The following is a 13,371-nucleotide window of genomic DNA, read 5'->3' as shown; positions in this document are numbered from 1 at the left end:
GGGACGCACCGGCGGTAAAGGGGCTGCCGGGGGCCTCGCCGGGATGCGAGAATGATCGGCGCTATGGCTAAAGAAACCGGAAAGAAGCTGATCGCGCAGAACAAGAAGGCGCGACACGAGTACACCATCCTCGACACGTACGAATGCGGTCTGGTGCTGACCGGCACCGAGGTCAAGTCGCTCCGCGAGGGACGGGCCAACCTGGTGGACGGCTACGCCTACGTCCAGGGGCACGAGGCGTGGATCGACAACATCTTCATCCCCGAGTACACCCAGGGGACCTGGACCAACCACTCGGCGCGGCGGAAGCGCAAGCTGCTGCTGCACCGGATGGAGATCCACAAGATCGAGGCGAAGACCAAGGAGACCGGCCACACCCTGGTGCCGCTCTCGCTGTACTTCAAGGACGGCCGGGTGAAGCTCGAACTGGCCCTCGCGGTCGGCAAGAAGCTGCACGACAAGCGGCAGACCCTGCGCGAGAAGCAGGACCGTCGTGAGACGGACCGGGCGGTCGCGGCGGTCCGCCGCCGCCAGCAGGGTTAATCTGCTTGGCCAGGCCGGTCGCTGCGCGTAGTATGGGCGCAGCACCAACCGGAGGGTCCGCCCGCCGGGAGCTGTTTCTCAACAAAACATGGGGATGATCGGTTTCGACAGGGGAAGTCGAAACAGGAGAAGCGAGCCGAGGAACGCGGCAATGATCTCGTTAACCATCTGCCGCAAAACAATAATCGCCAACTCTAAGCGCGATGCCCAGCAGTTCGCTCTCGCTGCCTAAGCGAAAGTGAACGGGTGTCAGACCGGGGAGTTCCCGACCCGGACCCTGGCATAGTTTAGGGAACTCAACCTTCCACCCCGGTCACGGGGGTCGGCGGGGAAATCAAACAGTGACTGGGCCTGTTGGCGGCTTGTCCGCGTGACTGCCAGGGCCGAGAAAATCACAGCGGACTGCGCTCGGAGAAGTCCTGAATCCACTCCACTGGACCCGGGTTCGATTCCCGGCATCTCCACCACCCCATGTGTATCGAAGGCCGCCCTCCACACCGGAGGGCGGCCTTCGTGCTTCCCGGGCCCGTCCTCACAGCGCTACGGTCCGTCGGGTGAGAGGACGGTTCCTCGCGTGTCACAGCCCACAACGAGGGCGAAATCACCGTCTCCTAACGTCAGTTGGTACAGGGCACCGGGCAGGCAAGGGGAGCGCGATGGGCACCGACACGGCAGCGCAGGGCAGAGCGGGTGGCCGCTGGATAGCGGACTGGCGACCGGAGGACGCCGGTTTCTGGGAGCGGACCGGGCGGCAGGTGGCCAACCGGAACCTGCTGTTCTCGATCGTCTCCGAGCACATCGGCTTCTCGATCTGGAGCCTCTGGTCGGTGATGGTCCTCTTCATGGGCCCGAAGTACGGCGTGGACCCGGCCGGCAAGTTCTTCCTGGTCGCGGTGCCCACGCTGGTCGGTGCGTTCGTCCGGATTCCGTACACCTTCGCGGTGGCCCGGTTCGGCGGGCGGAACTGGACGATCGTCTCGGCGCTGCTGCTCCTGCTGCCGACCCTGGCGGCCGCCTGTGTGATGCACCCCGGCACCTCGTACACCACGTTCATGCTCGTGGCGGCGCTGACCGGGCTCGGCGGCGGGAACTTCGCGTCCTCGATGACCAACATCAACGCCTTCTTCCCGCAGCACCGGAAGGGCTGGGCACTCGGGCTGAACGCGGGCGGCGGCAACATCGGGGTGCCGGTGATCCAGCTGGTCGCGCTCGGCGTGATCACCTGGGCCGGGGCCACCCACCCGAGGCTGGTGCTGGGCATCTACCTGCCGCTGATCGTGATCGCGGCGACCTGCGCGGCGCTCTTCATGGACAACCTGGCGCCGATGCGGAGCGACACCGGGGCGCTGGCCGAGATCGTCCGGCAGAAGCACACCTGGCTGATGTCCGTGCTCTACATCGGCACCTTCGGCTCCTTCATCGGCTTCAGCTTCGCCTTCGGCCTGGTGCTGCAGAACCAGTTCGGCCGCACTCCGCTGCAGGCCGCCCAACTGACCTTCGTCGGCCCGCTGCTGGGCTCGCTGATCCGACCGGTCGGCGGCCGGCTGGCGGACCGGCTCGGCGGGGCCCGGATCACGCTGTGGAACTTCGCCGCGATGGCCGCCGCCGCCGTGCTGGTCACCTACGCCTCCTCGATCAGGTCGCTGCCGGTCTTCCTGACCGGTTTCATCGCGCTGTTCGTCTTCGCCGGTCTCGGCAACGGCTCCACCTACAAGATGATCCCGGTGATCTTCGAGGCCAAGGCGCAGGACCGGATCGCCCAACTCGGCGACACGGTCGAGCAGGCGGCCGCCTGGTCCCGCCGGATGTCCGGCGCGGCGGTCGGCGTGATCGGCGCGGTCGGTGCGCTCGGCGGACTCTTCATCAACCTGGCGTTCCGGCAGTCCTTCCTGGTGGCGAAGACCGGCACTCCGGCCTTCGCCTCCTTCCTGGTGGCGTACGGGATCTGCTTCGCGCTCACCTGGGCGGTGTACCTGCGCCGTCCGAGGGCCGGCGCAGGTGAGACCGTGCCGGACCCGGCGCTGGTCCGAACCTGACCCGGTCGCGACCGGCCGTCCAGCCCCTGGACGGCCGGTCCGACCTGCGAAACGAGCCGGAAATCGGACCGACCCCGCCGTGGAACCGCCGGGAGGCAGGATTTCCCGTCCACCCCCCTTCCGGCCCGCCGCAGCCGGAAGACGCACCACCGAAGGACCGAGAACCATGGACGATCTGACGAGCAGTCGCCCCACCGACCGTGCCGAACCGGTGCCGCCACTGGCCGGGTTCACCATCGGCATCACCGCCGCCCGGCGGGCCGAGGAGCTCGCCGCACTGCTCCAGCGTCGGGGGGCCGCCGTCCTGCGGGCCCCCGCCCTGCGGATCGTGCCGCTCACCGACGACACCGAACTGCTGGCCGCCACCCGGGCGTTGGTCGCCGCCCCGCCGGACATCGCGGTGGCCACCACCGGCATCGGCTTCCGGGGCTGGATCGAGGCCGCCGAGGGCTGGGGCCTCGGCGACGACCTGATCGACCGGCTGGGCAAGGCCGTGGTGCTCGCGCGCGGCCCCAAGGCCAAGGGCGCGATCCGGGCCGCCGGGCTGCGCGAGGAGTGGTCGCCCGAGTCGGAGTCCTCGGTCGAGGTGCTGGCCCGGCTGCTGGACCAGGGCGTGGACGGCCGCCGGATCGCGGTCCAGCTGCACGGCGCCCCGCTGCGGGACTTCGTCGACTCGCTGACGGCGGCCGGCGCCGAGGTGGTCGAGGTCCCGGTCTACCGCTGGCTGCCGCCCGCCGACCTGGCCCCGCTGGACCGGCTGCTGGACGCCTGCTGCGCGGGCGCCCTGGACGCGGTCACCTTCACCAGCGCCCCCGCCGCGATCAGCCTGCTCGACCGGGCCGAACAGCGCGGACTGACCGCCGAGTTGCTGCACGCGCTGCGCCGGGACGTCCTGCCGGTCTGCGTCGGCCCGGTGACGGCGGCCCCGCTGGAGGAACTGGACGTCGCCACGGTCTGGCCGGAGCGGATGCGGCTCGGCGCGATGGTCCAGATGCTCACCGCACAGCTGCCGGAGCGGGCGCGACGGCTCTCGGTGGCCGGGCGCGCGGTCGAGCTGCGGGGCCAGGCGGTGCTGGTGGACGGCGAGTTGCGGCCGGTTCCGCCGGCCGGGATGGCGCTGCTCCGGGCGCTGGCGCGGCGGCCGGGGTGGGTGGTGCCGAGGGCCGAGCTGCTGCGGGTGCTGCCGGGGAGCGGGAACGACGAGCATGCGGTGGAGACGGCGATGACGCGGCTGCGGTCCGCGCTGGGTGCCCCCGGACTGGTGGCCACCGTGGTCAAACGGGGGTACCGACTGGCCCTCGACCCGGTCGCCGACCCGGGCGAGAAGTACGGCACGGCCTGACCGGCCCGGGGCCGCGCTCTTGGCAGGCGCTCAGGGGCTGCGCTGTAGGCAGGCGCCCGGGCATCTACGGTCAGGGGCTCGGGGAACTGCGAGGAGGTCTGGCGCTCGGGTCACTGCGAAAGTCCCTGACCACCTACGCAACGCCGGCCTTGTACGAGGTCGGCGTCGCAGTTCCCCGAGCCCCTTGGTGGTGCACCGAGCGCCAAAAGGTCGGCGTCGCCCGCGCGGCGGAGCCGCACGTCATCGTAGGCGGTGGTTCTTCGGGGGTCTTCGGGCGTAGGATCATCCGTCCGTCTCTTTTCCGAGGTCCTTCGCCGCACCCCCCGAGGCCATGCACAGCAGCTCTGACTCAGACACCATCCGCGCCCGCGAGATCGCGGGCGAACAGCGCCATCTCGACACGGTGTACCACCGGCTGGAGGAGAAGCTCGCCGAGGCCGAGTACATCCTGGAGGACGCCGCCAAGCGCGTACAGGTCGGTACGCCCGGCGCGCTCGCCGAGCGGGACGCCCAGGTGTACCGCGCGGGCGCGCACCTGCACCGGTTGAACGCGGAGTTCGAGGACTTCCTGTTCGGCCGGATCGACCTCCAGGAGGCCGATGCGCCGGAGGAGCACGGCATCCCGTCGCAGACCCCGCTCGATCCGGCCGACCCGGCGGTGGCGGAGACGCTGCACATCGGGCGGCTCGGCGTGCTCGACGCCGAGTTCGGGCCGCTGGTGATCGACTGGCGGGCACCGGCCGCCGCGCCGTTCTACCGGTCCACACCGCTGGAGCCCGGCCGGGTGATCCGGCGACGGGTGATCCGGTCGAAGGGGCGCAAGGTGCTCGGGGTCGAGGACGACCTGCTGCGCCCCGACCTGACCCCGACCCTGGCCGGCCAGGAGCTCGCGGTGGTCGGCGACGGTGCGCTGATGGCCTCGCTCGGCCGGGCCCGCAGCCACTCGATGCGCGACATCGTCTCCTCGATCCAGCGCGAGCAGGACGAGGTGATCCGGGCCCCCGCGCCGGGCGCCACCCTGGTGACCGGCGGCCCCGGCACCGGGAAGACCGCGGTCGCGCTGCACCGGGCCGCCTTCCTGCTCTACCAGGACCGCCGCCGGTACGCGGGCGGCATCCTGGTGGTCAGCCCGACCGCGCTGCTGGTCTCGTACACCGAGGGCGTGCTGCCCTCGCTGGGCGAGGAGGGCCAGGTCGCGATCCGGGCCGTCGGCAGCCTGGTGGACGGCATCGAGGCGGGCCGGTACGACACCCCGGAGGCCGCGCACGTGAAGGGCTCGGCCCGGATGGTGACGCTGATGCGCCGGGCGGCCAAGGCCGCGCTGGAGCTGGGCGCGCCGACCGAGCTGAAGGTGTTCGCCCGGGGCGAGGCGCTCCGGCTGGACGCCGACAAGCTCCGGGCGGTGCGCGGCAACGTGATCGGCAGCGGCGGCACGCCGCTGAACCTGCTCCGTCCGCGGGCCCGCAGGCTGTTGCTGGACGCGCTCTGGCAGGAGGCGATCAGGCACCAGCCGCGTCCGTCCGACCACTACGCCAGGGAGCAGCGCCAGGAAGAGAAGGAGTCGTTCGACGAGTACGTCTCCGACGAGGCGGTCTTCCTGGACTTCCTGGACGCCTGGTGGCCGTCCCTGACCCCCCGTCGGGTGCTGGCCACCCTCAAGCAGACCCGGCACACCAACCGGATCGCCCGCCGGGCCGTCACGCCGGACGAGGCGCGCCTGCTGGCCGCCTCCTGGCACGAGCTCACCGACCGTGGTGAGGGCCCGCTCTCGGCGCACGACGTGGCGCTGGTGGACGAGCTGCAGCTGCTGCTCGGCGAGGCGGCCAGGCGGGTGGTCCGCGAGGTCGACGCGGTCGACCTGCTGACCGGCCTGGAGGAGGTCACCACGTACGCGGACCGGTCGGCCAGGCAGCGCGACCGGGTGCCGGTCGAGCGGGTCGAGTACGCGCACGTGATCGTGGACGAGGCGCAGGACCTCACCCCGATGCAGTGGCGGATGATCGGCCGGCGCTCCCGGATGGCGACCTGGACCATCGTCGGCGACCCGGCGCAGTCCTCCTGGCCGTTCCCGCAGGAGGCGCAGGCGGCGATGGACGAGGTGCTGGCGGGCAAGCCGCGCCGTCGGCACACGCTGACCGTGAACTACCGCAACCCGTCCGAGATCGCCGACGTGGCGGCCAAGGTGCTGGCGCTGGCCGCGCCCGGCACCCCCTCGCCGACGGCGGTCCGCTCGACCGGCCTCGCGCCGCGCTTCGCGGCGGCGGCCTCGGCCGACCCGGCGGTCTTCGCGGCCGCCGCCCGGGCCGAGCTGACCCGGCTGCTGGCCGAGGTGGACGGCACCGTCGCGGTGGTGGTCCCGATGGACCGCCGGGCCGAGGCGGCCGGCTGGATCGAGGGTCTCGGCGAGCGCGCGGTGGCGCTCGGCAGCCTGGAGGCCAAGGGCCTGGAGTACGACGCCACGGTGGTGGCCGACCCGGTCGGCATCGCGGGGGAGTCGGAGGCGGGGCTGCGGGTGCTGTACGTCGCGCTGACCCGGGCGACCCAGCGGCTGACCGTGCTCTCGGGCCCGGACGACCTGCCGGACGCGGACGGGGTGCCGGCGCTGCTGCGCTGACGGTGCGACACGGCGAAGGCCCCTCACCACTGGTGAGGGGCCTTCCGACGTTAGTGACACCGACCCGCCATGCTCGCCTCGCGGCAAGTGGTCGCTCGTAGCGACGAAGGTTGGGCCCGGGGGCTTGGATCGAGCCGGTGTCTTGTCCAATGTAACGCATCGTCCGTGGAGGGCAAGAAGCCTTGTCGAGTCCGGACACTCAATGAACGTTATTTCTGGCAGGCCCTTGGTTGGTGCGACGATCGAGGTCTAGCATGCCCAAGGCATGAGATTTTCAACAAAGTGTTGATCCAGGAAGAAGGACGTCGATGGCGACGGTGCCCAGTGTCTCGAACTCGATCACGGTGCGGCTGGAGGTCCCGGCCACCGGAAACGCGGTGAGCTCGATCACCACGGCGGTCGAGTCCTCCGGCGGTTCGGTCACCGGTCTCGACGTCACCGCCTCGGGCCTGGAGGCGCTCCGGATCGACGTGACGGTGGCGGCCTCCTCGGTGGCGCACGGCGAGGAGATCGTCGAGAAGCTGCGGGCGATCGACGGGGTGGCGATCGGCCGGGTCTCGGACCGGACCTTCCTGATGCACCTCGGCGGCAAGATCGAGATGTCCTCCAAGCTGCCGATCCGCAACCGTGACGACCTCTCGATGATCTACACCCCCGGCGTGGCCCGGGTCTGCATGGCGATCGCCGAGAACCCCGAGGACGCCCGGCGGCTGACCATCAAGCGCAACAGCGTCGCGGTGGTCACCGACGGCTCGGCCGTGCTGGGCCTGGGCAACATCGGCCCGATGGCCGCGCTGCCGGTGATGGAGGGCAAGGCCGCGCTGTTCAAGCGGTTCGCCAACATCGACGCCTGGCCGATCTGCCTGGACACCCAGGACGCCGACGAGATCGTCGCGATCGTGAAGGCGATCGCCCCCGGCTTCGCGGGCATCAACCTGGAGGACATCTCCGCGCCGCGCTGCTTCGAGATCGAGGCCCGGCTGCGCGAGGCGCTGGACATCCCGGTCTTCCACGACGACCAGCACGGCACCGCGATCGTGGTGCTGGCCGCGCTGACCAACGCGCTGCGGGTGGTCGGCAAGGAGATCTCCGAGATCCGGATCGTGATGTCGGGCGCCGGCGCGGCCGGTACCGCGATCCTCAAGCTGCTGCTGGCGGCCGGCGTCGAGCACGCCACCGTGGCCGACGTCAGCGGCGTGGTGCACAGCGGCCGGGAGGACCTGAACGACTCGCTGCGCTGGATCGCCGAGCACACCAACCGCTCGGGCCGCACCGGCACCCTCAAGGAGGCCGTGGCGGGCGCCGACGTCTTCATCGGCGTCTCGGCCCCGAACGTGCTGGACGGGGACGACCTGGCCACCATGGCCGAGAACTCGATCGTCTTCGCGCTGGCCAACCCGGACCCGGAGGTCGACCCGGCGGTGGCCCGGCAGACCGCCGCGGTGGTGGCCACCGGCCGCAGCGACTTCCCGAACCAGATCAACAACGTGCTGGTCTTCCCCGGCGTGTTCCGCGGCCTGCTGGACGCGCAGAGCCACACCGTCAACACCGAGATGATGATCGCCGCCGCCCGGGCGCTGGCCACCACGGTCGCCGACGACCAGCTGAACGCCAACTACATCATCCCGAGCGTCTTCCACCCCGACGTGGCCAAGACGGTGGCCGCAGCCGTCCGGGAGGCCGCCCTGGCGGCCCGTGGCGGCGCGGAGCCCGCCCCGTCGAAGCCCACCCACGGGATCGTCGGCACGCTCGACACCGCGGCTTTTCCGGCCGTTCGGCTCTAGGTCGCACGGCTGCCCGGGAGCACCCGCGGGCTCGGGCAAATGCCCGGTCGGCGGCCCTACCCATCCCCACACGCCCCGAACCCTTGCGACACAAGGGGAAGGGGCGTGTTTGGGCTTGTCGGTGCCAGGGCGTACGGTAGCCCTGCACGGGGCAGGCGTGTCCGACAAGTACGGAACGTCCCCCTGGGCTCCCGGCGTGTCCTCCGGACCGTCGCCCGATCCGGTCCGCCGGAGCCGACGGAGCGTCACAACTCCGGTGGGCGGGCACTGTTCGGGTCAACCGCGCCGGGGTCCGATTGGCTTTCTCAGTGCCGGTCGGGGCAGGATTCGTACCCAGGACGTGCGGTTTGAGGCGCTTCGGGGTGCAAGCCCGACCCCTGACCAACCCTCGCCTGAATGAGCACAGTGTGCGGACCAGCGGCCCGTCCGGCCACCTCCAGAACGTGGGGGCCCGGGAGGGATCGACCGATGGGCCCCCGCACACCGCAACGCGAACAGACCACAGGAGTACACATGAACCGCAGTGAGCTGGTGGCCGCTCTGTCGGAGCGCGCCGAGGTGACCCGCAAGGACGCCGACGCTGTTCTGGCCGCCTTCGCCGAGGTTGTCGGCGAGGTCGTCGCCAAGGGCGACGAGAAGGTCACCATCCCCGGCTTCCTGACCTTCGAGCGCACCCACCGTGCCGCTCGTACGGCCCGTAACCCGCAGACCGGCGACCCGATCCAGATCCCGGCCGGCTTCAGCGCCAAGGTCAGCGCCGGTTCGAAGCTGAAGGAAGCCGCCAAGGGCAAGTGACCCGAAGCAGCTGAAACGACCGTGGCCGGTCTCCCCTCGGGGAGACCGGCCACGGTCGTTCGTGCGTGCGGATCAGGCGGGCTGGAGCTCCTCGCTGGGCAGCTCCACCTGGGCGCCGAGGTCCCGGAGCTTCGCCATGAAGTTCTCGTAGCCCCGGTTGATCAGGTCGATGCCGTGCACGGTCGAGGTGCCCTCGGCCGCCAGCGCCGCGATCAGGTACGAGAAGCCGCCGCGCAGGTCGGGGATGACCAGCTCGCCGCCGATCAGCTTGGACGGGCCGGAGACCACCGCGGAGTGCTGGAAGTTCCGGGCGCCGAAGCGGCAGGGGGTGCCGCCCAGGCACTCGCTGTAGAGCTGGATGTGCGCGCCCATCTGGTTCAGCGCGCCGGTGAAGCCGAGCCGGGACTCGTACACCGTCTCGTGCACGATCGAGAGGCCGTCGGCCTGGGTCAGCGCGACCACCAGCGGCTGCTGCCAGTCGGTCTGGAAGCCCGGGTGCACGTCGGTCTCCAGGGCGATCGCCTTGAGCTCGCCGCCCGGGTGCCAGAACCGGATGCCCTCGTCGTCGATCTCGAAGGCGCCGCCGACCTTCCGGAAGGTGTTCAGGAAGGTCATCATCGGGATCTGGTCGGCGCCCCGGACGTAGATGTCGCCCTTGGTGGCCAGCGCCGCGCAGGCCCAGGAGGCCGCCTCGAGGCGGTCCGGCAGGGCGCGGTGGTTGTAGCCGGAGAGCTCGTCCACGCCGGTGATCAGGATGGTCCGGTCGGTGCCCAGCGAGATGATCGCGCCCATCTTCTGCAGCACGCAGATCAGGTCGACGATCTCCGGCTCGACGGCCGCGTTCCGCAGCTCGGTGACGCCCTCCGCGAGCACCGCGGTGAGCAGCACCTGCTCGGTCGCGCCGACCGAGGGGTAGGGCAGCTCGATCTTGGTGCCCTGCAGTCGCTGGGCCGCCACCAGGTAGGTGCCCTGCGGGTGCTTCTCGATGGTGGCGCCGAACTGGCGGAGCACCTCGAAGTGGAAGTCCACCGGCCGGCCGCCGATGTCGCAGCCGCCCAGGCCCGGGATGAAGGCGTGGCCGAGGCGGTGCAGCAGCGGGCCGCAGAACAGGATCGGGATCCGCGAGGAGCCCGCGTGCGCGTCGATGTCGGCGACGTTGGCGCTCTCCACGTGCGAGGGGTCGAGGATCAGCTCGCCCTCCTCGTCACCGGCGCGCACCGTCACGCCGTGCAGCTGCAGCAGCCCGCGGACCACCTTGACGTCGCGGATGTCCGGGACGTTGCGCAGTCTGCTGGGGCCCGTGCCGAGCAGGGCGGCGACCATGGCCTTGGGGACCAGGTTCTTCGCACCACGGACCCGGATCTCGCCTTCGAGCGGGTTTCCGCCGTGGACCAGCAGGACGTCGTCGGTCATCGTTCTCGCAATCCGGGATGCCAAATGGGGGGTGAGTCGGCTGCGGAGCAGGGCAGACGCAAGTGGAAGGATCTTCCACCGGAGTAGAAGGCCCTTCCACCACCTATAGATGGTAAGGGGAGGACGATTGGTTCCCTTGCGCCCTATTGGTGATCATGCTCCGCCGGGAGCCGACACGGCGGGCCGGTACGGCCGTTCGGGTGGCGAGGAGCCGTCTGCCCGCTTTCGTGTTGGGTACTCCTGCCGGGCCGGACTGCGGGATCATGTGGGGTATGACCCCGGCCTCCTCGCACACCGGCCGACTCCTGGTCGCCACGCCGATGCTGACCGACCCGAACTTCGCCCGCTCCGTGGTGCTGCTGCTGGACCACGACGAGCAGGGCGCGCTCGGCGTGGTGCTCAACCACCCCACCCCGATCGAGGTGGCGGCGGTGCTGGACGGCTGGTCAGCGCTGGCGGGCCGCCCCTCGGTGCTCTTCCAGGGCGGCCCGGTCGGCCTGGACTCGGCGCTCGCGGTGGCCGTGGTCCCCGGCGAGCCCGGGCAGGCCGAGCCGCTCGGCTGGCGCCGGCTGCACGGCGCGATCGGGCTGGTCGACCTGGAGGCCCCGCCCGAGCTGCTGGCCGGCGAACTGGGCGGGCTGCGGGTCTTCGCCGGGTACGCGGGCTGGTCGCCCGGGCAGCTGGAGGCGGAGCTCGCCGAGGGTGCCTGGTACCTGGTGGACTGTGAGCCAGGCGACATTTTCTGTCCGGAGCCGGAACGGCTCTGGCGCGCGGTGCTGCGCCGCCAGCGCGGCCCGCTCGCGGTGCTCGCGACGTACCCGGACGACCCGACACTGAACTGACACGGGCTCCCGCAGCGGCCCCGGGCCCCATAGACTTGGCCCCCATGAGCACTCTTGAGCCCGAGCGCGGTCTCGGTACCGGCACCCTGGTCGAGCCCGTCCCCCAGGTGTCCAACGGCGACGGCGACCACGAGCGCTTCGCGCACTATGTCCAGAAGGACAAGATCATGGAGAGCGCGCTCTCCGGCTCCCCGGTGGTCGCGCTCTGCGGCAAGGTCTGGGTCCCCGGGCGCGACCCGAAGAAGTACCCGGTCTGCCCGATGTGCAAGGAGATCTTCGACGGCATCGGCAAGCCGCAGGACGGCGACGGCGACAACAAGCAGTAATCCTGCCTATTGGTCTATGCCAATCGTGGTCGGGCGGGGCAGGATGAGTTCATGGATCTCATCCCGGCCCCGCTGAGTGTCACCCGTCCCGAGACCGGCGAGTTCGCGCTGGACGCCGGTACCCCGCTGACCGCCGAACCCGGTCTTGAGGGCGTCGAGTTCTGGCTCCGCGCCGCGCTCGGTGCCGCCACCGGTCTGCCGCTGCGACCCGGCCCGGGCGGGATCGAGCTGCGGCTCGACGGGTCGCTGGCCCCGGAGGAGTACCGGCTCTCGGTCGGCGCCGACGGCGCCCGGCTGGCCGCGGGGGCCCCGGCCGGCGCCTTCCGCGCCGCCCAGACGCTCCGTCAGCTGCTCGGCCCGGACGCCTACCGCCGTGCTCCGGTGCGCCGCACCGGCTGGGCGCTGCCGTACGTCGAGATCGCGGACGCACCCCGGTTCGGCTGGCGCGGGGCGCTGCTGGACGTCTCCCGGCACTTCCTGCCCAAGGCGGACGTGCTGCGCTTCCTGGACCTGATCGCCGCGCACAAGCTCAACGTGCTGCACCTGCACCTGACGGACGACCAGGGCTGGCGGATCGAGATCGAGCGCTACCCCCGGCTCACCGAGGTGGCCTCCTGGCGGGACCGCTCGATGGTCGGCTTCCGGGACGCCCAGCGGCACGACGAGCGGCCGCACGGCGGCTTCTACACCCAGGACGACCTGCGCGAGATCGTCGCGTACGCGGACGCCCGGCACATCACGGTGGTGCCGGAGATCGACCTGCCGGGCCACTCGCAGGCCGCCATCTCTGCCTACCCCGAGCTCGGCAACACCGACGTGGTGGACACCGCGGAGCTCTCGGTGTGGACCGACTGGGGGGTCAGCGCGAACATCCTGAACCCCTCCGAGCAGACCCTGCGGTTCTACGAGGGCGTGCTGGAGGAGGTGCTGGCGATCTTCCCGTCGGAGTTCGTCCACCTGGGCGGCGACGAGTGCCCCAAGGACCAGTGGCGGGCCAGTCCGGCCGTGCAGGCCCGGATCAAGGAGCTCGGGCTGGCCGACGAGGACGAGCTGCAGAGCTGGTTCATCCGGCACTTCGACCGCTGGCTGGCCGACCGGGGCCGCCGGCTGATCGGCTGGGACGAGATCCTGGAGGGCGGGCTCGCGCCCGGTGCGGCGGTCTCCTCCTGGCGCGGCTACGAGGGTGGGGTGGCGGCCGCCAAGGCGGGCCACGACGTGGTGATGTGCCCCGAGCAGCACGTCTACCTGGACCACCGGCAGGGGCCCGGCGAGGACGAGCCGATCCCGGTCGGCTTCGTCCGCAGCCTGGAGGACGTCTACCGGTTCGAGCCGGTCCCGCCGGAGCTCAGCGCGCTGGACGACGACGGCGCTGCGGCCGCCCGGGTGATCGGCACCCAGGCCAACCTGTGGACCGAGTTCGCCGACGACGCCCGGGACGTCGACTTCCGGACCTTCCCCCGGCTGGCCGCGTTCGCCGAGGTGGCCTGGTCCGACCTGCCGCGCGACCCGGCGGCCCGGGACTGGGCGGACTTCGAGCGCCGGATGACCACCCACTACGCCCGGCTGGACGCCCTCGGGGTCGAGTACCGCCCGGCCGACGGACCGCTGCCCTGGCAGCGCCGCCCCGGAGTGCTCGGCCGCCCGAAGGAGGGCCCCGGGAACCTCTGAGGTTCCGC

At 71.3% G+C, this 13,371-nt stretch carries 10 protein-coding genes and 1 other RNA gene; 10 read left to right on the top strand and 1 reads right to left on the bottom strand.

From position 1 onward, the window contains the following. The first annotated feature begins 63 nt into the window (after window positions 1-63). The 7 genes from smpB (at window position 64) to OHV05_RS11980 (ending at window position 9,114) form a co-directional block, all read left to right on the top strand. The gene (gene smpB, locus OHV05_RS12010) at window positions 64-543 is read left to right on the top strand and encodes an SsrA-binding protein SmpB (RefSeq protein ID WP_405017661.1); all 480 of its coding nucleotides are present in this window, start codon (window positions 64-66) and stop codon (window positions 541-543) included. 90 nt (window positions 544-633) lie between these two features. Next, window positions 634-1,010: a transfer-messenger RNA gene (gene ssrA, locus OHV05_RS12005) on the top strand. Window positions 1,011-1,199: 189 nt separating this feature from the next. Then, window positions 1,200-2,579, top strand: a complete 1,380-nt coding sequence (locus OHV05_RS12000) for a nitrate/nitrite transporter (RefSeq protein ID WP_405017660.1) — start codon at window positions 1,200-1,202, stop codon at window positions 2,577-2,579. Between the two features lie 166 nt (window positions 2,580-2,745). Continuing rightward, window positions 2,746-3,921 carry a uroporphyrinogen-III synthase gene (locus tag OHV05_RS11995; RefSeq protein WP_405017659.1) on the top strand — a complete coding sequence of 392 codons (1,176 nt, stop codon included), beginning with the start codon at window positions 2,746-2,748 and terminating at the stop codon, window positions 3,919-3,921. Between the two features lie 331 nt (window positions 3,922-4,252). Next, a complete protein-coding gene (locus tag OHV05_RS11990) occupies window positions 4,253-6,535 on the top strand; it encodes a HelD family protein (protein WP_405017658.1) in 2,283 nt (760 codons plus the stop codon). 308 nt (window positions 6,536-6,843) lie between these two features. Continuing rightward, entirely contained in the window at window positions 6,844-8,319 is a 1,476-nt protein-coding gene (locus OHV05_RS11985) for an NAD-dependent malic enzyme (protein WP_403043340.1), read from the top strand. Between the two features lie 513 nt (window positions 8,320-8,832). Then, complete coding sequence (locus OHV05_RS11980) at window positions 8,833-9,114, top strand: HU family DNA-binding protein (RefSeq protein WP_057237508.1); 282 nt, start codon at window positions 8,833-8,835, stop codon at window positions 9,112-9,114. A 72-nt stretch (window positions 9,115-9,186) separates the two neighbouring features. On the opposite strand, the gene murA is transcribed toward OHV05_RS11980, so the two are convergent. After that, window positions 9,187-10,527 carry a UDP-N-acetylglucosamine 1-carboxyvinyltransferase gene (gene murA / locus OHV05_RS11975; RefSeq protein ID WP_405017657.1) on the bottom strand — a complete coding sequence of 447 codons (1,341 nt, stop codon included), beginning with the start codon at window positions 10,525-10,527 and terminating at the stop codon, window positions 9,187-9,189. A gap of 263 nt (window positions 10,528-10,790) precedes the next feature. Between murA and OHV05_RS11970 the strand changes: the two genes are divergently transcribed. Genes OHV05_RS11970 through OHV05_RS11960 form a run of 3 tightly spaced genes read left to right on the top strand, consistent with a single transcriptional unit; the run spans window position 10,791 to window position 13,363 of the window. Next, window positions 10,791-11,369 (top strand): YqgE/AlgH family protein, encoded by a 579-nt coding sequence (locus OHV05_RS11970; protein ID WP_405017656.1) that lies wholly within the window; start codon window positions 10,791-10,793, stop codon window positions 11,367-11,369. 44 nt (window positions 11,370-11,413) lie between these two features. Further along, the gene (locus OHV05_RS11965) at window positions 11,414-11,695 is read left to right on the top strand and encodes a DUF3039 domain-containing protein (protein WP_403043345.1); all 282 of its coding nucleotides are present in this window, start codon (window positions 11,414-11,416) and stop codon (window positions 11,693-11,695) included. Between the two features lie 51 nt (window positions 11,696-11,746). Next, on the top strand, window positions 11,747-13,363 hold the full coding sequence (locus tag OHV05_RS11960) for a beta-N-acetylhexosaminidase (RefSeq protein ID WP_405017655.1): 1,617 nt from the start codon (window positions 11,747-11,749) through the stop codon (window positions 13,361-13,363). The last annotated feature ends 8 nt before the right edge of the window (window positions 13,364-13,371 follow it).

The sequence above is a fragment of the Kitasatospora sp. NBC_00070 genome (genome assembly GCF_045041205.1).
GTDB lineage: Bacteria > Actinomycetota > Actinomycetes > Streptomycetales > Streptomycetaceae > Kitasatospora.
This window is presented reverse-complemented; position numbering and strand designations above follow the sequence as displayed.